This is a genomic window from Microbacterium sp. CFH 31415, assembly GCF_022538185.1.
Lineage (GTDB): Bacteria > Actinomycetota > Actinomycetes > Actinomycetales > Microbacteriaceae > Microbacterium.
The window spans coordinates 183416-204749 of sequence record NZ_JAKYXC010000005.1; the positions used below are offsets into that span (position 1 = coordinate 183416).

Sequence of the window (21334 nt, forward strand, 5' to 3'; positions counted from 1 at the left end):
ACTGTACACAAGAAAATCTTTCCGATATAGTGACTCGTGCTGCGGAAGTCAGCGTTGACCCGAAAGGAACCTCATGCGTTCACACACTCGCGCCGCCGTCGCCGCGACAGTGCTCAGCACCGCGGCGGTGCTGGTCCTGAGCGGATGCGCCGGAAGCGCCCCCGGAAGCGATGAACCGCTCGTCGGCCTGGTCGTGAAGACCCAGGACAACCCCTTCTACGTGAAGATGACCGAAGGCGCCCAGCAGGAGGCCGAAGAACTCGGACTGAACCTGCAGGTCGCCAGCGGCGACGGCCAGAGTGACGTGGACTCGCAGATCAAGTCCATCGAGAACTTCGTCGCTCAGGGCGCCGAAGCGATCCTCGTCACCCCCGCTGGAGACGGGATCATCCCCGCCATTCAGAAGGCCCAGGATGCGGGCGTGCTGGTCCTGGCCCTGGACTCTCCGCTCGGCGAGGGATCCGGTGTCGACGGCACGTTCGCCACCGACAACCACCTGGCCGGTGTCCTTGTCGGCCAGTGGGCCGCCGCCGCTCTCGGCGACACCGAGGCCCGCATCGCGACCCTCGACCTGAGCACCGACCAGATCCCCGTCGACGTCGCCCGCAACCAGGGCTTCCTCGAAGGGTTCGGCATCGATGTCGCCGATCCCACCCGGATGTGGGATGAGACCGACCCGCGACTGGCCGGCTACGAGGTCACCGACGCCAACGAGGCCGGTGGGCGAGCCGGGATGGAGAAGCTCCTCCAGAAGGACCCGACCATCAACCTCGTCTACACGATCAACGAGCCCACCGCCGCCGGCGCCTATCAGGCCGTGGTCGCCGCGGGGCTCGAGGACCAGATCACCATCGTCTCCGTCGACGGCGGCTGCCCCGGAGTGACGAACGTGCAGGAAGGCGTCATCGCGGCGACCTCCATGCAGTTCCCCCTTGAGATGGCCGCGCAGGCGCTGCAGGCAGTGGACGCCTACCTCGCCGACGGGACCAAGCCGGAGAACTCCCCGGGTCTGGACTTCACCAACACCGGCGTCACCCTCATCACCGACCAGCCGCAGGACGGCGTGGAGTCCGAGGACACCACGTTCGGACTGGATAACTGCTGGGGCTGAGCCCCCTCAGCCGTCCGTCCCGGGCCTGGGGCATCACGGCCCCGGCCCGTGGACGACGACGCCCAAGGAGCACCCAAACCATGAACGAAAACTCCCCTGAAGTCGCCGACCCCGTGGCCGCGCGGGTCACGCCGGCAGCGAAGCCGTCCAAGACCGGGCTCGTTGAAATCGAGCAGAGCAGCTCGCTCGGCCCCATCCAATGGATTGAACGGAAGATGCTCAGCCGGCCGCTCATCGGCCCGCTCGCCGTCCTCATCATCGCGACCATCGTCTTCTCCATCGTGTCGCCGAACTTCGGCACGCTGCAGAACTATTCGCTGATCCTTCAGCAGGTGCAGGTCATCGCGATGCTCGGCATCGCGCAGACCCTGATCATCCTCACCGCCGGCATCGACCTGTCCGTGGCAGCCGTCATGCTGCTGGCCCAGGTCGCGATGGGCAAGTTCGCCGTCAACCTCGGGGTGCCCGTCGAGCTCGCACTCATCCTGGGCATCCTCGTCGGCGTCGCATGCGGCGCCGTCAACGGGCTGGTGGTCACCAAACTCAACATCCCGCCGTTCATCGCCACCCTCGGAACGCTCAGCATCTTCTACGCGCTCAACATCTTTATCTCCGACGGCGAGAGCGTGCCTTACGCCGAGGTGCCGGCACTCTTCAACTGGCTGGGAACCGGATTCCAGGTCGCGGGGGCCACATTCACATACGGACAGGTGCTCACGCTGCTGATGTTCCTGCTGTTCGCATACATCCTCCGCAACACCGCCTGGGGCACCCACATCTACGCCGTTGGTGACAACATCGAAGCCGCTCGACTGACCGGTATCCGCGTCAACAGGGTGCTGATGAGCGTGTACATCGTCGCCGGCCTCATCATCGGCATCACCGCCTGGCTGCTCATCGGCCGGATCGGCTCCATCTCGCCCACGGCCGGTGTCGGCTACAACCTCGCCTCCATCACCGCTGTCGTCATCGGCGGAACGTCCCTGTTCGGTGGCCGCGGCCGCATCATGGGCACCCTCCTCGGCGCGCTCATCGTCGGCGTCTTCTCCAGCGGGCTCTCGCTCGCAGGCTTCGACAGCCTCTGGCAGGAATTCACCATCGGCGTGCTCATCATCGGCGCGGTCGCCGTCGACCAGCGCCTGCGCAAGATCGGACGTTGACATGACCACCACCTCCACCGAGCTCGTGATGCAGGCCCGCGGCCTGGTCAAGCGCTACGGCCACGTCGTCGCACTCGATGAAACCGACTTCGAGATCCGGCAAGGCGAAGTCCTCGCCGTCATCGGAGACAACGGTGCCGGCAAGTCCTCGCTCATCCAGTGCCTCGCCGGAGCGGTGCAGCCAGACGAAGGCGAACTGCTCATCGAAGGCGAGGAGGTCTCGCTCCGCTCACCCGTCGAAGCACGCCGTCGCGGCATCGAGACGGTCTTCCAGAGCCTGGCCGTCTCCCCGGCGCTTGACATCGCCAGCAACATCTTCCTCGGCCGCGAATTGCGCCGTCCCGGCATCGCCGGATCGCTGTTCCGCATGCTCGACAAGAAGAAAATGCGCGAAGAGGCCCTCGAGGTCATGTCGCAGCTGGGACTGCAGACGCTGCAGAACATCGGCCAGTCTGTCGAAACGCTCTCCGGTGGTCAGCGGCAGGGTGTCGCCGTCGCCCGGGCCGCTGCGTTCGGTTCCAAAGTCGTCATCCTCGACGAGCCGACTGCGGCACTGGGCGTCAAGGAGTCCGGCCGGGTCGTCAAACTCATCAAGGACATCAACGCCCGCGGCATCCCGGTCGTGCTCATCAGCCACAACATGCCGCAGATCTTCGAAGTCGCCGACCGCATCCACATCCAGCGGCTGGGCAAGCGCATCGCGCTCGTTGAAACCTCACAGATCGACATGGCCGACGCGGTCGCCCTGATGGTCGGGGCCAAGACACCCGCAGAGCTCGGGATCGCGTCATGACCGGCACCCGCACCCCGCGCGGCATCGTCCCCGTCGTCGCCGTGAACTCTGCCGATGAGGGACTCAGGCTCACCGACGCGCTCCTTGCAGGCGGCATCGATGTCATCGAGGTCACCTTCCGCACCGACGCTGCTGCCGACGCCATCTCTGCCATCACGCGGGCGCGGCCCGAGATGCTCGTCGGCGCCGGCACCCTGCTCAGCACCGAGGCCGTCGACATCGCCGTGGACGGCGGCGCCGCGTTCGGCGTCGCGCCCGGGCTGCGCCCGCCGGTGGTCGAACACGCCGTCAGCCGCGGGTGGGATTTCGTGCCCGGCGTTGCCACCGCCAGCGAACTCGAACTCGGTCTCTCCCTCGGCCTGGACTTTTTCAAGCTCTTCCCCGCCGAACCCTCCGGCGGTGTGGCGCTCATCGACGCGCTCGCCGCCCCGTACCCGAGCGCGTCGTTCATGCCCACCGGCGGCATCCGTCCCGACAACGTCGCGGCATACCTGCAGCGTCCGTCGGTTCGAGCGTGCGGCGGCACATGGATTGCCTCGCGGTCGCTCCTCGATGACGAACGCTTCGACGAGATCGCCCGCCGCGCGGCGGACGCGGTCAACCAACAGAACCTCAGCCGAAAGGAAACCGTCCGATGATTCCCGACTACCTGCCCGAGCCTGGCACCGCACTGACTGGGAAGGTCGCCATCGTCACCGGCGCCGCCTCCGGCATCGGCGAAGCGGTCAGCCGCACCTACGCCGCAAACGGCGCCCGCGTCACCATGGTCGACATCGACACCGCCCGCCTGGCGGAAGTCGCCCAGGACATCCGCGACCGCGGCGGCGATGTCGTGGAGGTCGTCGCCGACGTCGTCGACGAAGACGCCGTGCGCGCGTTCTTCGCCGACACCGTCACCCGCTGGGGCCGGCTGGACTTGCTCATCAACAGCGCCGGACGCGACTCCCTGTCGCCCCCGGTCACCGAGGTCACCCTCGAGGAGTGGAACAAGACCATCGGCCCGAACCTGACCGGAGTGTTCCTCTGCTGCCGTGAAGCGTTCCTCATCATGGAGAAGCAGGAGAGCGGCGGACGCATCATCAACATGGGCTCGTCCTCGACCCGGGTTGCCTCCGGACCCGGGCACAGCCCGTACCGCGCGTCCAAGCACGGCATGCTCGGCTTCAGCAAGAACATCCTGCTGGAAGGTGTCGGGAAGAACATCGGCGTCACCGTCCTCAACCCGTCCCACGTGCGCACCCCGATGACGGAGATCATCGACAAGGGCCTGTACGACGGAAACCTGCCGGCGTACACCGACGGCTGGCTGGACGAGCACGAGATCGAGCACGGCATCGCCGCCAGCTGCATCGACGTGTCCAACGTGGCCGAGGCGTCACTGTACATCGCCACCCGTACCCCGGACGTCACCATCCCGACCTTCTCGCTGTACCCCACTCAGAAGGCGCACCGCTACGGCATGGAGGTCTGACACGCATGCGTGCCGCAGTGTTGCGCGATGTGCGCCGCATCGACGTCGCCGACATCCCCGAGCCGGAGCCTGTCGGGGCGGACTCCGTGCTGGTGGAAATTGGCGCGGTGGGGGTGTGCGGGTCCGACGTTCTCCGGTTCGGCGTCGGCAAGGGATACGGGTTCCCGCTCGTGCTGGGCCATGAGATGTCCGGGACGGTGCTCGAGGCTTCCGCCGACGGGTCGGTGCAGCCCGGCGACCGGGTGGCGATCTTCCCCTGCCTCCCCGACCCGGCAGACCCGATGAGCGAGATCGGCGAATACGCCCTCGGCAGCGCCTACGACTACTTCGGGTCCCGCCGCGACGGTGGCCTGCAAGAGCTGCTCCGCGTCCCCGCCCGCAACCTGTTCCGGCTACGTGAGGACGTCTCCCTCATCGAGGGCGCGCTCGTTGAGCCGGCGGGCGTGGCGCTGCACGCTGTAAGGAAAGCTCCCGTCCCGCCCAACGCGACTGCGCTGGTCATCGGCGCCGGACCCATCGGCCTGCTGGCTGCGCAGTGGCTGCGAGTCGGCGGCGTCTTCCGCGTGCTGGTCGCCGACATCGATCCGCGCAAGCGCCGCATTGCCGAGCGCCTGGGCTTCGAAGCCATCGACCCCACCGACACCGGCAGCGATGTCATCGCAACGGAGCTGACCGGTGGGCGAGGCGTGGACATCGCGGTGGAAGCCAGCGGCCTGGCCGTGACGTTCCTGCAGGCCATCCACGCCACCGCCCACCGCGGCCACGTCGTGCTCCTGGGCGACCTCAGCAACGATGTCGCTCTCTCCAAGGAGACCGTCTCCCGGGTCCTTCGCCGCGAGCTCACCCTTCACGGCACCTGGAACGCCCGCATCGCTCCCCGCGGCAACAGCGAATGGGACATGGTCGTCGCAGCAGTCGGACGCACCGTGAACGTGCGTGACCTGGTCAGCGACGTGGCGCCATTCGAGGACGCCCAGCGAGTGTTCGAGGATCTCGCTGACCGGCGGGTATGGGCGAACAAGACGGTGTTCGCGGTGTCCGAAGCAGCCCGGACCGAAGCGCCCGGCCTGTTGGACAAGTCCGCGTCTCACGCGGAGGCCAAGCGATGAGAGCGGCTGTCTTCCACGAACCGGGTCGCATCGAGGTCACCGACGTTCCAGTTCCAGCCCTCGAGCCGGGCGACGTGCTGATGCGTGTGCGCGCCGCCAGCATCTGCGGAACCGACCTACGCATCATGAAGCACGGGCACTTCAAGATCCCCGCCGGCACACCGCGCGTGCTCGGTCATGAGGTGGCGGGCGAGATCGCGGAGGTCGGGGACGGGGTCAGCGACTACCGCGTTGGTGACCGCGTCAGCATCACCCCCAACGTCGGATGCGGCCACTGCGAGATGTGCGTGCAGGGCTTGAACCAGCTCTGCCCGACCTACGATGCGTTCGGTATCACCTTGGACGGCGGGTTCGAGGAGTACATGCGCGTGCCTTCCTGGGCCATCGCCCGAGGAAACCTGGTCCCCCTCCCGGACGCCGTCCCGTTCGACAAGGCGGCGCTGATGGAGCCCGCCGCGTGCTGCCTCCATGGCCAGCGGAAGATCGACGTCGGACCTGGCGACGACGTCCTCATCATCGGCGCTGGCCCCATCGGCTGTCTTCACACCCTCATCGCCAAACGGCGCGGTGCGCGCAGGGTCATCGTCGCCAACCGGCGACAGTCGCGCCTGGACATCGCCGCGACGATGGGCGCGGATGTGCTTGTGAACGTCACCGACACGGCCCTCCACGAAGAGATCATGCGACTGACCGAGGGACGGGGGGTCGATGTGGTGATTACTTGCGTGTCCAACCCGGACGTCATCGCCTCCGCAACAGACCTGCTGGCACGACTGGGTCGCCTGAATGTCTTCTCCGGGCTGGGTGACGCCGCCCGCCCCGCCATCGACGTCAACGCGCTGCACTACCGAGAGTTGGTGATGACAGGGACGACCGGTGCGAGCAACAAGGACTACCGGGACGTGCTGGACCTGCTCGGCCGCGATGACGTGGACCTGTCGCCCATCATCAGTCAGCGGTTCTCCGTGGAGGACATTCAGGCAGCCTTTGACCACGCCGCGTCCGGGGCCGGCATGAAACCGCTGATCTCTTTCGAAGGAGCCTGACATGGCGACCGTGTACACCCCTGACACCCTCGAGCACGCGCACGAGCCGACGTTCTCATTCATTGGTGTGACGACTGGGTCGTCCTCCATCATGCGTGTGTTCCCGGCATGGGCGGACCACCTCGGTATCCCCAGCCGCATTGTCGGCGTCGACATCCCGCTAGACGCGTCCCCGGAGCAGTACCGCAGTGTCGTGTCGTTCATCGCGTCCGATGAGAACTGGCGCGGATCGCTGGTGACCACGCACAAGCTGAACTTGTACAACGCCACCCGCGACATGTTCGCGGACGTGGGGGAGTCAGCGCGGCTGCTGGACGAGATCAGCAGCATCTCCAAGGGCCCCGACGGGCTCCACGGGCATGCCATGGACGACGTCACAGCAGGCTTGTCCTACCAGGACGCGGTTGGCCCGGGGTTCACCGGCGAGGTGCTGCTTCTGGGCGCCGGCGGCGCGTCCCTCGCGCTGACCCTCTACCTGCACCGGCGTCAGCAGGCGGCGGCCCCCGTCCCGTCTCGACTGGTGGTGACCAACCGTCGCCCCGCGCGGCTGGAAGAGATGCGTGACCTGCACCGCCGCCTGGGGTTCCGGATTCCCGTCGAGTACCGGACCGCAGGTCAGCCCGAAGCCAACGACGCGGCGCTGTCGACGATGGCCGAAGGAACTCTCGTCATCAACGCCACCGGACTCGGCAAGGACCGCCCCGGATCACCGCTCACGGCGCAAGCGGTGTTCCCCGCGGGCGCGGTCGCATGGGACTTCAACTACCGCGGAGACCTCGTTTTCCTCGACCAGGCGAAGGCGGCCGGTGTTCGCACCGTCGACGGCTGGTTCTACTTCCTCCACGGCTGGACCCGGGTGATCGCCCAGGTCTTCGACCTGGACATCCCCACCAGTGGGCCGCAGTTCGACGAACTGGCCCGCATCGCCCGCGCTGCATGAGCGCAACGAAAGGACCATCATGAGCACCCCCAACACCGTTCCCACCACCGTCGCGGTCGGCACCCAGTTCGACCTGACCACCGGCCTGGCCGACTCCCGCCCATCCCTCCGGCGTCCGCTGTCGGCGATGCGCGGCATGTACGCCGACACCGACGCGTTCGACGCCGGCGTCGCCGCCGGAGACCCGCTCACCTACGAGTTCTACGACATGGGTGTCCCGTCGTTGGAGACGGAGATCGCGTATGGCACGAGCATCACCTATCCCGGCAAGGTCGGCGACGAGTACCACATGACCAAGGGGCACTTCCACGAGCGGCTCGAATCGGCCGAGATCTACTTCTGCATCTCCGGGTCCGGGCTGATGCTCATGGAGAGCCCGGAAGGTGATGTGCAGGTCGAGGAGTTCGTCCCCGGTCGCGCGGTATACGTGCCGGGCCGTTACGCGCACCGCAGCATCAACACCTCGCCGGACGAGCCGCTCATCACGTTCTTCGCTTTCCCCGGAGACGCCGGTCACGACTACGGCACCATCGAGACGAAGGGCTTCCGCAAGATCGTCGTCGAGCGCGACGGCCAGCCGGTGCTCCTGGACAACCCGCGCTGGGGAGCGTGACCTCATGACCGACCGTCCCCGCGTCATCGTCACTCCGCGGTCAGCGCCGGGCCATCCGTCGCTGACCCGACTAGCCCAGGCCGGCTACGACGTCGTCTTCCCGGCGCCGGGCCGGGTCCCTTCTGAGGACGAGCAGCGGAGCCACCTGGCGGGGGCGGTCGGTTATCTCGCCGGTGTCGAGACCATCTCACGGGACACGCTCACCAGCGCACCCTCCCTGCGAGTTATCTCACGCAACGGGGTCGGAGCCGATGCCATCGACCTGGCCGCGGCCGAGGAGCTCGGCATCGAAGTCCTGCGGGCACCCGCAGCCAACGCCCAGGGCGTCGCCGAACTGGCTGTCGGACTGATGCTGGCCGCCGCCCGGCACATCCCGCTGGCGGTAACGGCCATCGCCAACGGCCAGTGGACGCGTGAGATGGGCACCGAACTCGCTGGTCGCACCCTCGGAATCATCGGATGCGGGAACATCGGCCGGCGCGTGGCCCGCGTGGCCGCAGCCATCGGCATGCAGATCATCGGCTACGACGCCTACCCTGACCCGCAGTACCGCCAGGACGGATTCCGGTACGCCTCACTCGATGAGGTGCTCGAGACCGCCAACGTCATCACACTGCACGCGCCGCCCGCCGACAGGCCACTCATCGATGACGTGGTTCTCACCCGCACCAAAACCGACCTCATCCTCGTCAACACCGCTCGTGCTGCACTCGTCGACGACAATGCGGTACTGGCCGCGCTGAACTCGGGACGTCTCGCCGGCTATGCCGCGGACGTGTTCGACCCCGAACCGCCCGGTGAGACCGCCCTCACCCGCCATCCGCGTTTCATCGGCACGCCCCACATCGGCGGTTTCACCCGCGAAAGTGTCGATAGGGCGATGGATGCTGCCGTAGATCAGCTCATCGACCGCCTAGACTCGGGCCGTGGATGACGCGCCAATGAGCACCAACCTGCTCCACCGGATCTCGCGGAAGTCCACGTCGCTGAGCCCCGCGCTGCGCGGTGTGGCAGATGTGATCCTCGCCCACCCTGAGGAGGCGCAGGAACTGTCCATCACCGAGCTCGCCAACCGTGCCGGTGTCGCCGACTCGACGGTGTCCCGGTTCCTCCGAGAGCTCGACCTCGACGGCTACAACCAGCTGCGTCTGGGCATCGCCCAAGCCATTTACTCCAGGGACCCCGCGCCCGCGGAGCAGCGGTCCAGCTGGGTATATGAGGGTGTGCTCAAGGGAGACAGCACGGAGCAGATCGTCGACAAGGTGCTCCACGGCAGCCTCGACTCATTGCGGCGGACCACCGAGCGCCTGGCGCCGGAGGTCATCGACGCCGTCATCGAGCGCATCTACGACGCACCCGCGCTCTACTTCTCAGCAATGGGCGCCTCGTCCACCTCGGCGGAGAACGGCGTGATGCGGTTCGTCCGCGCCGGGAAGCGGTGCCACCTCTTCCGCGACCAGAGCATCCAGTCGATGGGAGCTGCAACGCTGCGTCCCGGTGATGTTCTTATAGCTATCAGCGACTCCGGCGAATCGACCTCCGTTGTCACGACCACCGAGATCGCTAGTTTCCATGGCGCGTTCACCGTCGCCATCACCTCTAACCTCGCATCTCGCCTTGCGCACGCGGCCGACACCGTTCTACTGACTGCGTCCTCCGTCGCCAGCAGCGACGTGTACGGCGAGAGCGTTACCTCCAAATGGGGACAGATGCTGGCCATCGACGCCCTGTACGCCGCGTACGCATCCCGGTACTACGAGGAGACCGCCGACTACCTTCAAGAGGGTTATCTGTCGGTCATCAAGCCCACCCGCGGTCCCGCGGGAAACTGATACCTGCGCTGCGGCGGCGCGTTCCTAGTGCCACCTAGTCGCGGATCCCGTTGCGGCCGACGCCCCGGGCGCCGTCCACGCTGCCCCTCCGGCGTGCAAGGTCATCCGTGCGTCGACCTCCCTGGACGGATATGGACTCTGTCGAAAAAATATCGCACGGCACCTTGCGATAGAAGAAACTTCTAGTGAATACTGGCTGTGCCCGAAAATTCCCGAGATCGTCACAGCCGACGGTCCCGGCCGGAAGCAAAGGAACGATGATGTTCACTTACGTACACGCGCGCGCACGCGCCATCCTGGTGGGAGTCGGCGCCGTCGGTGTCGCGCTGACGTTGGCCGGATGCGCGGGCGGCGGCGCCGAAGCAGGGTCCTCGGCAGGCGCCTCCGACTCAGACGTTGCAGCGTTCACCGAGACCGCTCAGACAGCTGTCACGGAAGCGTCGGCACCGCAGACGCCCGAGACTGCCCCCGTTCCTGCCGGCGGCCCGGCACCGGCATCGGACGTCAGCGTCACCATCATCCCGTGCTCGATGGCGGTGGAAGGCTGTGCGCGTCCGGCCCGGTCCGCACAGGACGCCGCTGAGGAGCTCGGCTGGTCGGCAACCATCGATGACCCGTCGACCGGGCAGGGCGGTGCGTCCGCTGCGGTGCAGCGAGCCATCGCCACCGGCACGGACGCCATCCTGTTGACCTCCATCGACGCCGGAGCCATTCGCGCAGATGTGCAGGCCGCGCGCGACGCTGGCATCGTGGTCGTCGCCAACATGGCCGGAAACGCCGACGACCTCTACCAGGCCGTCGTTCCCGAGCTCGAGGCGAACTTCGACGCCGGCTACCTTCTCGGGCAGCAGGCATTCGTCACCGCCCAGGAGCGCTATCAGCAGCCGGTCAAGGCCATCATCTTCGAAGACCAGGAGTTCGCCACCGTCAAGGAACGCGTTGCCGGATTCGTGCAGTTCATCGACGATTGCAGTGCCGCTGGCGCCGGGTGCGAGGTCCTCTTCCAGGGCAAGCACCTTGCCGCAGACATCGCCACTACCCTCCCGAACCAGGTCGTCCAGACCATCAAGCAGCACCCGGACTACAACACCTTGTTCCTCGGCTTCGATGCCGCGCTGAATGCTGTCGTGACACAGGGACTGCTGCCCGCTGGTCTGGCGGATCCGACCAAAGCACAGGGCCTGTCCGTGGACTGCGACGTCGCCAACGCCACGAGCATCGCGGAAGGTGGCTACCAGACCGCGTGCGTCGGGTTCGCGTTCCTGCGCGCCGGCTATGGCCACATCGACAACATCAACCGGCTCCTCGGCGGCCAAGAACCGGCCGAACAGGGCCTCGTTGGAAAGCTCATCACCGAGGACAACGCCGCCACCGACGGGCAGGCCTGGGACGGCGACTTCGACGCTGTGGCCGAGTACCGGGCCGCGTGGGGCCTGGACTAATGACCGACCACGTCTCCGAGGACCCCCGCACCGTACTAGCGGTGCGGGGGCTCTCGAAGAGCTTCACCGGACAACTCGCGCTCAACGACGTGGACCTGGACGTGCGCGCCGGTGAAGTGCACGCACTCATCGGTGAGAACGGTTCCGGCAAGTCCACCCTCATCAAGTGCCTCGCCGGGTTCTACGTTCCCGACCCCGGGGGAGCGGTGGAGCTCGACGGGCGCTCCATCGCCCTGCCGCTCACGACAAGCGAGGCAGCACGACTGGGTCTGGTCTTCGTCCACCAGGACCTGGGGCTCATTCCCACGCTGTCTGTCGCCGAGAACTTCGCCATCGCCCGCCGATACGAGACAGGGATCCTCGCGCAGATCCCTTGGAAGAAGACCCGGGCACACGCCCGAGCGGAGCTGAGCAAGCTCGGGTGCGGGCACATTGACGTGGACGTGCCGATGTGGCGGCTGCCCATCGCGGTCCAGACCATCGTCGCCATCGCTCGCGCCCTCAGCTCAGCGGAGGCAGGCGCCCGGGTGCTCGTACTCGACGAGCCCACTGCTGCACTGCCAGACGCCGAAGCCGAACTGCTGTTCGACGCCATCCGAGAAGTGACCGCGCAGGGCGTCGGCGTCGTCTACGTGTCCCACAAGCTCGACGAGATCATCCGGCTTGCCGACCGGATCACGGTCCTGCGCGACGGGGTCAAGATCGAGACGGTCCAGGCGGTCGGTCTGCGCGAATCCGACCTGGTGCGCATGATTGTGGGCCGGGCAGTCGACCTCGCCGAACGGGAGGCGCGCGCGGTTAGCACCCGCAAGGTGCTCTCCGTACGTGGGCTTGCTGGCAAGGCGCTCGCGGACGTTTCGTTCGACGTCCACGGCGGAGAGATCGTCGGGTTGTGCGGCATGCTCGGATCCGGTCGAAGCGAACTTGCCCGCACGCTTTTCGGCGCGCAGCATCCGCGAGGGGGAGTCATCGCAATCGACGAGTCCCCGCAAGAGTTCCGCTCGCCCGCAGACGCCATGCGCGCCGGCGTGGCCCTCATTCCCGAGAATCGACGCCGCGACGGTGGGGTGCTCGACCAGTCGCTGGCGGAAAACATCACGCTGCCGTCGCTGCGGCAGTACACCAGGCTCGGTCGTATCTCTGCATCGGCGGAGCGTCGAAGCGTCGCGCAGCTCACCCGCGACTACGGCGTCCGACCGGCGATGCCTTCCCGGGCGTTCAAGTACTTCTCCGGCGGCAACCAGCAGAAGATCGTCATCGCCCGGTGGATGAACCGCACGCCGAAGCTCATCATCTTCGACGAGCCCGTCCAAGGCGTCGACATCGGAGCCCGCGTGGAAATAGTCGGGCACGTGCGAAAGGCCGCTGCAGGAGGCGCGGGAGTACTGCTCATCTCGACAGAGATCGACCTGATGCTGAGCGTGTGCGACCGGCTGCTGGTACTTCGAGACGGACGAATCATCGAAGACATCGCGCACAACGAAATGGATCGAGCAGCGATCTCAGAGCTGGTCTACTTCGGCCACCTCGACGACCGCACGACAGGAACATCATGACCACTCCCATCGCCACAGTGCCCCTCGACCCCGCCGAACAGGGCCGCACCATCCGGCTTCCCGGTGGCCGCCGCGAGCCGGTATCGATCTTCGCAGCACGCATCGCGCTCCCCGCGCTGCTGGTCCTGTTCATCATCGTGTTCTCCATACTGCGACCGGACACGTTCTTCACCGTCGCGAACCTCACCACCACCCTGGCGCTTCAGGCCGTGCTGGCCATCCTGTGCCTGAGCCTTCTGCTGCCGTTGATCGTCGGCGAACTGGACCTGTCCGTAGCCGCGGTGCTCGGCCTGTCGGTCGTGCTCGTGACAGGGCTCACCTCACAGAACGGCTGGCCGCTGCCGCTTGCCACCCTCGTCTCACTGGCGATCTGCGGTGCAATAGGGCTGGTGAACGGCCTCCTCATCGCAGGCGTCGGCGTCAATGCGTTCGTGGTGACCATCGCGATGTCCGCCCTCGTCACCGGCGCTATCGGCGCATACACGCAGGGAAACGTCTTCTACGAGAACATCCCGCAGGGCCTCGTTGACCTCGGTCGAGGCGACTTCTTCGGGATTCCAAAGCCCGTCGTGTACGCCGGCGTCATCGCCGTGGGTCTGTGGTACCTCCTGTCCAGCACTCCGCTGGGCCGCTACCTGTACGCCATCGGCGGCTCGAAGGACGCCGCAGCGCTGAGCGGTATCCCCGTCAAGCGGCTGACCGTGCTGGCGTTCACCAGCGCGGGGCTGCTCGCCGGTGTGGCTGGGGTGGTGCAAGCCGGAATCCTCGGCAGCGGCAACCCCACCGTGGGCGCGCCATTCCTGCTTCCCGCCTACGCGGCTGTCTTCCTCGGGGCTACCGCTATCCAGCCGGGCGTATTCAACGTCTGGGGCACTGTCATCGCGGTTCTGACGGTTCAGGTCGGAACGACCGGCCTGGTACAGCTCGGCGCGCCATTCTGGATTCAGCCGGTCTTCGAGGGCACCGCGCTGCTCATCGCGGTCATCGTCTCCCGCTGGCTCAAGAAAGAGGCGTAGGCAATGGGACCGCTCATCAAACTTCCAGCAGACCAGAGAGGACGCACACAGGAATGAACATCGACCTGACGGGCAAGACAGCCATCGTCACCGGGTCCACCCAGGGGATCGGACGCGCCATTGCCGCCGGCCTGGCCGCCGCGGGCGCCCGCACCATCGTCAATGGGAGGACAGCCGAGAACGTCGAGGCCGCCATCGCCCAGATCCGGGCAGCCGTGCCGGACGCGGACCTCACTGGCGTGTCTGCCGACGTCACGACCGTCGAAGGTGTCGCTGCGATGCGGGCGGCGGTCTCGGACCCGGACATCGTGGTGAACAACGTCGGCATCTTCGAGCCCGAGTCGTTCTTCGACATCACTGACGAGAGCTGGTACCGGTTCTTCACCGTGAACGTGATGAGCGGCATCCGACTCACCCGCGAGTACCTCGCCGGCATGCAGGAGCGCGGCTGGGGCCGGGTGATCTTCCTCTCCAGCGAGTCCGCGCTGCAGATACCGCCGGAGATGATCCACTACGGGCTGACCAAGACCGCGCAGCTGGCGCTGTCACGAGGCCTCGCAGAGCTCAGCGCCGGCACCGGTGTGACCGTGAACTGCGTGCTCCCCGGCCCGACCGCCTCCGAAGGGGTCTCAGACTTTGTGGCGAAACTGAACCCGCAGGATAAGCGCAGCCCCAACGAGCAGCTCGACGACTTCGTCCGCGAACACCGCCCCACTCAGCTGCTGCGCCGCGCGGCGACCCCCGAGGAGGTCGCGAACATGGTCGTCTACCTGTCGTCTGAGCAGGCTTCAGCCACCACCGGAGCCGCACTGAGCGTCGACGGCGGAACGCGTCGGGCGATCTTCTAGGTCCAGACCCGCCCCGGCAAGACTGATGCGGCGTGCCCACGGGCGCGTCGCATCAGCTGTCGCATCCGGGGCACCGCCACGACCCGCGCGCAAACGGTCGCCGCATGCTGAGGCGCGTCCGAGTTCCAGGCTCGCGCGTCGCGAGGCCGTCACGGCAGCTGGCGCCACGGATGCGGGTGGGCACAAGGCCCCCTACGGCGCCTGCGGGCGCTACCTCAGTGAGTTACCCAGTCGCGTGAGCGGGCGACCGCCCGAACCCACCCCTCATACAGGTGGTTGCGGGTGGCTTCGTCCATCTGCGGTTGGAACGTCCGCTCGATCTCAATCGAGCCGTCCAACTCATCCTGCCCCGCCCAGAACCCGACGGCCAGACCGGCGAGGAACGCCGCGCCCCGAGCCGTGGACTCGGTGACCACCGGGCGGTGAACAGGCACACCGAGCTGGTCGGCCTGGAACTGCAGGTGGAAGTCGTTCGCGGCCGCGCCGCCATCGACCCGCAGTGAGGGCAGCTGATTCCCAGACTCCGCGGTCATAGCATCGATGACATCGCGGTACGAGTAGCTCATGGACTCCAGCGCGGCGCGGATAATCTGCGCTCGTCCTGTTCCCGAAGTCATGCCGACCAGCGTCGCGCGAGCGTGCTGATCCCAGTGCGGGGACGCAAGTCCAGTGAAGGCAGGGACCAGGTACACGCCGCCGGTGTCCTCGATGGATCCGGCGATGGCAGCCGTATCGGCCGCGTCGTCGATGATCTGCAGTTCGTCCCGCAACCACTTCACCGTGGCGCCGACGCCGAAGAAGACGCCCTCGAGTGCGTACTCGACGTGACCGTTCACGCCCCACGCGATGGTGGTGATGAGCCCCGCGTCCGAGAACACCGGGGTAGTGCCAGTGTTCATCATCACGGAGCCACCGGTGCCGTAGGTGGCCTTCACCGACCCGGGGCGGAAGCACGCCTGTCCGAACAGGGCCCCCTGCTGGTCACCGATGGCGGCTGCAACAGGGATGGGTGTGTCAAAGCCGGCCTCATCCCCGGTGACGCCGTACACCTCTGAGGAGGGCCGCACCTCTGGGAGGATGCCGCGGGGGATGTCGAAGATGGACAGCAATGCGTCGTCCCATTCCAGGGCACGGATGTTGAACGCGAGGGTGCGTGAGGCGTTGGAATAGTCCGTGACGTGAGCCGCACCGCCGGTCAGCTTCCAGATCAGCCACGAGTCGACGGTCCCAGCGGCGAGCTCACCTGACTGAGCGCGCTCCCGCGCTCCTTCGACATTGTCGAGGATCCAGCGCAGTTTCGTGGCGGAGAAATACTTGTCGATGGGCAGTCCGGTCGCCGCCCGCACCTGGTCCGCCAGCCCCTGACCGACCAGATCGTCGCAATGGTCCGCCGTCCGCCCGTCCTGCCACACCAGCGCTCGGTGGATGGGCTCACCTGTCCGGCGGTCCCAGACCACGATGGTCTCACGCTGATTGGTGATGCCGATGGCGGCCACGTCTGCCGCCGTCAGACCCGTCTTCTCCAACACCTCGTGAGCGACGCGCAACTGCGCAGTCCAGATGTCCATAGCGTCGTGCTCCACCCAGCCGGGCTGAGGGTAGTGCTGCGCGAACTCTTCCTGTGCGATGCCGGAGATGCAGCCCTCACGGTCGAACAGGATGGCGCGCACACTTCCGGTGCCGGCGTCCAGAGCCATGACATGCGTCGCGTTCATCGGCGATTAGGTCCCACTTCTTCGTGATGTTGACGGATCATTCCGCACTCCCTAGAGTACGGGAGTAAATTTCGATTGCAAGCGGCATCGACGAAAAAATTTCTAGGAGCGACCAATGCGAGCAGCGTTGCTCACGTCCCCAGGCCAGGATCTCACCGTCCGGGAGGTACAGACAGCAGCGAACCTGCGCGCGGACGAGGTTCGCGTTCGCACCGCGGCGGTCGGCTTGTGCCACTCAGATCTCCACGTCATCGACGGCCTGGTCCAGCGCCCGATGCCCGTCGTGCTCGGGCACGAGGCCTCGGGTGTGGTGGTCGAAGCCGGGTCGGCGGTCGAAGGCGTGAGGGTCGGTGACCACGTCGTGGTCTGCTTCGTCGTCTCGTGCGGCGTGTGTCGTATGTGCCGGGCGGGAAGACCGGCGATGTGCCAGGACCGCGAGGCGACGATGCGGGGCACGGACGAGGAGCCCCGGTTGAGCCTGGCGGGGCGTGAGGTTCATCAGTGGACGAACATCGCCGGGTACGCCGAGGAGATGGTCCTCCACCACAGCGCGGTCACCGCCATCGACGAGAGGATGCCCTTGGACCTAGCCGCACTCCTCGGGTGCGCTGTCGCGACGGGCATCGGATCCGCTCGCACCGTCGCTCAGATCGCCCGGGGTGAGCACGTTGCCGTCATTGGCTGCGGCGGCGTCGGGCTCAACGTGTGCCAGGGTGCGTCCCTCGCCGGCGCAGCGACGGTCATCGCCATTGACCGCAGCGACGCCAAACTCGAACTCGCCCGCACAAGATTCGGTGCCACCCACACCATCAACTCCGACCGCGAGGACGCCGCTGCCGCAGTGCGAGCACTGACCGACGGAGGGGTCGACCACGCGTTCGAGGCGGTGGGCTTGACGCCACTGGTGTCCTTGGCGTTGGACCTGACAGTGCGCGGCGGGACGGTCTGGGCGGTGGGCGTATTCGGCGACACCGCGGAGATCCGCATCCCCGCCGGGCACCTTCACGCGGGGAAGGGCGTTCACGGGGTGCGAGCCGGTTCCCTCGTGCCCTCCCGTGACATACCGGCGCTTGTTCAGGCGTACCTCGACGGTCGGCTCGAGTTGGAGGCACTCGTAGGCGAACGAATCCCGCTGGACCGTATCAACGAGGGCATCGCCGACCTGCGCACCGGCACCGGCGCGCGCACCATCGTCGTCTTCTGACAGAGAAAGAAGCATCCATGAAGAACAGCTCGCAGCTCATCGCCACGCGGCGCCCGAACTGGCACCTGGCTCACGGGCGGGTAGCGCTCAGCGGCCCCGTCGTGCTCTTCGATCTGGACGGTGTGCTCGCTGACGCCGGCCACCGGCAGCACTTCCTCCACCTTGCCGAGCCCAACTGGGAAGGCTTCTACGGCGGGGTCAGCGCCGATGCGCCGCTTCAGAACGGACTTGCGCTGCTCGATGCCATCCGACCCGATCTGCCCGTCGTCATCTTGACTGCGCGCATCGACGACATCGCCCAAACCACCATCGAATGGCTGAAGCAACACGGAGTCCGCTGGGACATGCTTGTCTGCCGCCCCCCGGCGGACAGCGACGAGAGCACCATGGCCGTGGACTACAAGCGCCTCGAGGTGCGGGCGCTGCTAGACGCCGGCATCACCCCCGTCCTCGCTATCGACGACAACCGGAAGATCGTTGCGATGTACGAAGAATTCGGGATCGTCGGCGCGTACGTTCCGAGCGGCTACTACGACAACTCCGCCAGGTACGACGGCGGCGTGTAGTCGGCGCCCCGGCGCTGGACAGGCGGGGAGGTCAGTCAGACGGGAGCCGTGACGTCGGACCCGTGAAGCGCCCGCACGACAGGGGCCAGCTCCGGTTGCGCGGCCGCCTCTGCCAATACCCGCTCCAGAGTGTGGTCGTGGATGGGGCGAGCCCGCTCGTGCAGTTCGCGGCCCGACTCCGTGAGCTCGGTGTAGATACCACGTCTGTCGTCTGCGCATAGGATCCGCGTGAGTAGCCCGCGCGTCTCCAGCCGGTTCACCAACCGCGTCGTCGCGCTGGGGCTGAGCGCGGCGGCGCGCGCAAGCTGCTGCATCCGCATATGCCAGCCATCCTGGCGATTGAGCGCGTCCAACACGGTGTACTCCACGACGGAGAGGTCCACGCCACTCACTCCGAGCGCGCGTTCCAGTTCCGCCTCGATCTGCGCGTGAAGCGCTGCAAGAGTGCGCCACCCTTGCGCCCGCACCTCGACAGCGTCGTCTGCGATGCCCATAGCTCCTCCTCGATAGTTGCGTGCGCTTTATATTTGCGTGTGCAACAATATCTTTCACGACGCAACATCCCGCGTCTGCAACTAACTCTCATACTAACAGGAGAATCGTCATGCCACTTGGACTGATTGCGCTGGCCATCGGCGCTTTCGGCATCGGCCTCACCGAGTTCGTCATCATGGGGCTGCTCCCTGAAGTTGCCGCCGACTTCGGGGTCACTGAGGCCGCTGCGGGCTGGCTGATCTCGGGCTACGCACTCAGCGTCGTCGTCGGCGCTCTCGTGCTCACCGCTGCAACTACGCAGCTGCCGCGCAAGCCCGTGCTGCTCGGCCTCATCGTCCTCTTCATCGTCGGAAACGTTCTGACTGCAATCGCCGAGGACTACGGCGTAGCCATGATTGGCCGCATCATCGCAGCCCTGTGTCACGGCGCGTTCTTCGGCATTGGTTCGGTGGTCGCGGCCAGCCTGGTCCCCGCAGAGAAGAAGGCGGGCGCCATCGCCATCATGTTCACCGGCCTCACCGCCGCCAACGTGCTCGGCGTCCCCTTCGGCACGTTCCTCGGCCAGCAGATGGGTTGGCGCTCGACGTTCTGGGCGATCTCGGTCATCGGCGTCCTCGCGTTCATCGGCATCGCCGCCCTGGTGCCGACGTTGCACAGCCCGGAGGAGCGCATCAGCATTCGCGGCGAGCTGCGAGCCTTCCGCTCCGGTCAGGTGTGGCTGTCGCTGCTTGTGACCGTGCTGGCCTACGGCGGCATGTTCGGAGCTTTCACCTACATCGCCTACACGCTCACCGAAGTGAGCGGATTCGACAGCTCCGCCGTGCCCTGGCTGCTGGTTCTCTTCGGCGCCGGACTGATAGTCGGTAACTGGCTCGGCGGCAAACTCGCCGACCGCTCAATCGACGGCACACTGGTGTTCTTCATCGCCGCGCTCGTGGTCGTCCTCGCCCTGTTCGGGATCTCGGCCCAGTCGCCCGCCGCGACCATCGTTGCCCTGTTCCTCATGGGCGGGTTCGGGTTCGGAACCGTACCGGGGCTGCAGAGCCGGATCATGAACTACGCCGGGCAAGCGCCCACCCTCGCCTCGGGCGCCAACATCGGCGCGTTCAACGTCGGCAACGCCCTCGGCGCATGGGCAGGCGGCGTCGGTATCGCCGCGGGCCTCGGGTACACCTCACCGATCTGGATCGGTGCGACCATCACCGCGTCCGCCCTGGTCGTCATGGTCATCGCCGCCGCCGTCGCGCGCGCCCGCTCCACGCGCACCGTCTCGGTCTCCCCCGCCCCCACCCCCGCGGACAAGGTGACCCGGTGACCGATTCCCCGCAGCGGAACTCGTCCAAGCCGCAGGCCGTGGAGGATGCACTGCCGGAGAGGCCGCGGCTCTGACTTGAAGTCCGTCAGCTTCACGAGGCGGCTTCGTCGGCGATGACCTCTTTCACCCGCCCCATGAGTACGCCCAGTACACGCTGGACGTTCGGGCGCTCAGCGGCTGTGTGTCGGGTGACGGTGAACAGGGTGTTGATGGGGGGATCGTCCGTGGGGCAAAGGTCCACCAGGTCGCCTCTGTTCAACGCAGCGCGACACAGGTAGCTCGGCAGGACCGTTGCGCCGGCTCCCGAAACGGCCGCATCGCGCAGTGCGCGAAGGTCGGGAACGACGAGCGAGGGCTCTCGCTCGAGGCGGCTGCCGAACACGTGCCGCCAGAACCGTCGCAGCACCGGAAGGTCGGGGGCGTATGCCAGGAGCGGGGTTGTGTCCAGCGCCGCGGGCAGGGCGGGACGGCTGGCGACTGCTCTCGCGACCTCGGGGCTGGCGACCAGGACGAACGTCTCGTCCACAAACGGGCGGGCGAGAACCGATCGACCGCGAGGACGCTCAGAGACGATGGCTGCGTCCAGGATGCCGGCCCGCACGCCCTCGACGAGCGAAGTCGTGGGACCGGGTGTGACGTGTATGCGCACCCCGCGAGCGACGTCGTCGCTGAGCGAGGGGACGACCACTTCGCTCAGCAGCTCCAAGGCTCCACCGATGCGTACCGCCGGCTGCACGGTCACATCCTCGTCGCCGGCTAGGGCAGATGCGAGCGCGTGAAAAGGACCGGCGATCCGCGCCGCCAGCTCGTCCGCGCGAGGCGTGGCGAGAACTCCGCGTGCACCGCGAAGGAACAACTGCTCACCCACAAGGTGCTCCAACGCCTGCAGCTGCGCCGACACCGTCGGCTGGGTGACACCCATGCTCCGGGCCGCGGCGGACAGTGAGCCCGTCGTGTGCACTGCCAGGAACGCGCGCCACAACGGGAGGTGCGCCAACCCATCAGGAAAGCTATAGCTCACATCGGCAATCTATCGGAAGTGCCGCAGCCGCCCGGTGGTTTCATCCGATGCCGGCCACGAGGCCGAGACCACACGATTGGA

Annotated in this window: 21 protein-coding genes; 18 read left to right on the top strand and 3 right to left on the bottom strand. The window is 66.8% G+C overall.

Going from position 1 to position 21334, the window contains the following annotated elements; genetic code table 11:
• Positions 1 to 73 precede the first annotated feature (73 nt).
• From MK786_RS07500 to MK786_RS07570, 15 genes are all read left to right on the top strand, one after another.
• Positions 74 to 1111, top strand: coding sequence for a substrate-binding domain-containing protein (locus tag MK786_RS07500; RefSeq protein WP_241111599.1), 1038 nt, complete (start codon positions 74 to 76; stop codon positions 1109 to 1111).
• Between the two features lie 80 nt (positions 1112 to 1191).
• A complete protein-coding gene (locus MK786_RS07505) occupies positions 1192 to 2271 on the top strand; it encodes an ABC transporter permease (RefSeq protein ID WP_241111600.1) in 1080 nt (359 codons plus the stop codon).
• A 1-nt stretch (position 2272) separates the two neighbouring features.
• Complete coding sequence (locus MK786_RS07510) at positions 2273 to 3064, top strand: ATP-binding cassette domain-containing protein (protein ID WP_241111601.1); 792 nt, start codon at positions 2273 to 2275, stop codon at positions 3062 to 3064.
• The gene (eda, locus tag MK786_RS07515) at positions 3061 to 3702 is read left to right on the top strand and encodes a bifunctional 4-hydroxy-2-oxoglutarate aldolase/2-dehydro-3-deoxy-phosphogluconate aldolase (protein ID WP_241111602.1); all 642 of its coding nucleotides are present in this window, start codon (positions 3061 to 3063) and stop codon (positions 3700 to 3702) included. The genes MK786_RS07510 and eda overlap by 4 nt, the downstream gene beginning before the upstream one ends.
• Positions 3699 to 4535 (top strand): SDR family oxidoreductase, encoded by an 837-nt coding sequence (locus MK786_RS07520; protein ID WP_241111603.1) that lies wholly within the window; start codon positions 3699 to 3701, stop codon positions 4533 to 4535. The genes eda and MK786_RS07520 overlap by 4 nt, the downstream gene beginning before the upstream one ends.
• A gap of 5 nt (positions 4536 to 4540) precedes the next feature.
• The gene (locus MK786_RS07525; RefSeq protein WP_241111604.1) at positions 4541 to 5644 is read left to right on the top strand and encodes a galactitol-1-phosphate 5-dehydrogenase; all 1104 of its coding nucleotides are present in this window, start codon (positions 4541 to 4543) and stop codon (positions 5642 to 5644) included.
• The gene (locus tag MK786_RS07530) at positions 5641 to 6690 is read left to right on the top strand and encodes a zinc-dependent dehydrogenase (RefSeq protein WP_241111605.1); all 1050 of its coding nucleotides are present in this window, start codon (positions 5641 to 5643) and stop codon (positions 6688 to 6690) included. The genes MK786_RS07525 and MK786_RS07530 overlap by 4 nt, the downstream gene beginning before the upstream one ends.
• 1 nt (position 6691) lies before the next feature.
• A complete protein-coding gene (locus MK786_RS07535) occupies positions 6692 to 7630 on the top strand; it encodes a shikimate dehydrogenase (RefSeq protein ID WP_241111606.1) in 939 nt (312 codons plus the stop codon).
• Positions 7631 to 7649: 19 nt separating this feature from the next.
• Positions 7650 to 8243, top strand: coding sequence for a glucose-6-phosphate isomerase (locus tag MK786_RS07540; RefSeq protein ID WP_241111607.1), 594 nt, complete (start codon positions 7650 to 7652; stop codon positions 8241 to 8243).
• Positions 8244 to 8247: 4 nt separating this feature from the next.
• Positions 8248 to 9177: a phosphoglycerate dehydrogenase gene (locus MK786_RS07545; protein ID WP_241111608.1), complete on the top strand. Its 930-nt coding sequence runs from the start codon at positions 8248 to 8250 to the stop codon at positions 9175 to 9177.
• Entirely contained in the window at positions 9170 to 10075 is a 906-nt protein-coding gene (locus MK786_RS07550; protein ID WP_241111609.1) for a MurR/RpiR family transcriptional regulator, read from the top strand. Before MK786_RS07545 ends, MK786_RS07550 begins: the two co-directional genes overlap by 8 nt.
• Before the next feature lie 299 nt (positions 10076 to 10374).
• Positions 10375 to 11517 carry a sugar ABC transporter substrate-binding protein gene (locus MK786_RS07555; RefSeq protein ID WP_241111610.1) on the top strand — a complete coding sequence of 381 codons (1143 nt, stop codon included), beginning with the start codon at positions 10375 to 10377 and terminating at the stop codon, positions 11515 to 11517.
• On the top strand, positions 11517 to 13073 hold the full coding sequence (locus tag MK786_RS07560) for a sugar ABC transporter ATP-binding protein (protein WP_241111611.1): 1557 nt from the start codon (positions 11517 to 11519) through the stop codon (positions 13071 to 13073). Before MK786_RS07555 ends, MK786_RS07560 begins: the two co-directional genes overlap by 1 nt.
• 17 nt (positions 13074 to 13090) lie before the next feature.
• A complete protein-coding gene (locus MK786_RS07565) occupies positions 13091 to 14089 on the top strand; it encodes an ABC transporter permease (protein WP_241111612.1) in 999 nt (332 codons plus the stop codon).
• Positions 14090 to 14142: 53 nt separating this feature from the next.
• Positions 14143 to 14937, top strand: a complete 795-nt coding sequence (locus MK786_RS07570; protein ID WP_241111613.1) for an SDR family NAD(P)-dependent oxidoreductase — start codon at positions 14143 to 14145, stop codon at positions 14935 to 14937.
• Positions 14938 to 15152: 215 nt separating this feature from the next.
• On the opposite strand, the gene glpK is transcribed toward MK786_RS07570, so the two are convergent.
• Positions 15153 to 16652 carry a glycerol kinase GlpK gene (glpK, locus tag MK786_RS07575; RefSeq protein WP_241111614.1) on the bottom strand — a complete coding sequence of 500 codons (1500 nt, stop codon included), beginning with the start codon at positions 16650 to 16652 and terminating at the stop codon, positions 15153 to 15155.
• 115 nt (positions 16653 to 16767) lie between these two features.
• Here glpK and MK786_RS07580 point away from each other — a divergent pair, with 115 nt between their 5' ends.
• Together MK786_RS07580 and MK786_RS07585 are read left to right on the top strand one after the other, a co-directional pair.
• Positions 16768 to 17856, top strand: coding sequence for a zinc-binding dehydrogenase (locus MK786_RS07580; RefSeq protein WP_241111615.1), 1089 nt, complete (start codon positions 16768 to 16770; stop codon positions 17854 to 17856).
• Positions 17857 to 17873: 17 nt separating this feature from the next.
• Positions 17874 to 18422, top strand: coding sequence for a hypothetical protein (locus MK786_RS07585; protein ID WP_241111616.1), 549 nt, complete (start codon positions 17874 to 17876; stop codon positions 18420 to 18422).
• A 35-nt stretch (positions 18423 to 18457) separates the two neighbouring features.
• Here the strand turns inward: MK786_RS07585 and MK786_RS07590 are convergent, their stop codons facing one another.
• Positions 18458 to 18916 (bottom strand): MarR family transcriptional regulator, encoded by a 459-nt coding sequence (locus tag MK786_RS07590; protein ID WP_241111617.1) that lies wholly within the window; start codon positions 18914 to 18916, stop codon positions 18458 to 18460.
• 110 nt (positions 18917 to 19026) lie between these two features.
• Here MK786_RS07590 and MK786_RS07595 point away from each other — a divergent pair, with 110 nt between their 5' ends.
• The gene (locus MK786_RS07595; protein ID WP_241111618.1) at positions 19027 to 20232 is read left to right on the top strand and encodes an MFS transporter; all 1206 of its coding nucleotides are present in this window, start codon (positions 19027 to 19029) and stop codon (positions 20230 to 20232) included.
• A gap of 91 nt (positions 20233 to 20323) precedes the next feature.
• On the opposite strand, the gene MK786_RS07600 is transcribed toward MK786_RS07595, so the two are convergent.
• Positions 20324 to 21253 carry a LysR family transcriptional regulator gene (locus tag MK786_RS07600; protein ID WP_241111619.1) on the bottom strand — a complete coding sequence of 310 codons (930 nt, stop codon included), beginning with the start codon at positions 21251 to 21253 and terminating at the stop codon, positions 20324 to 20326.
• Positions 21254 to 21334 lie beyond the last annotated feature (81 nt).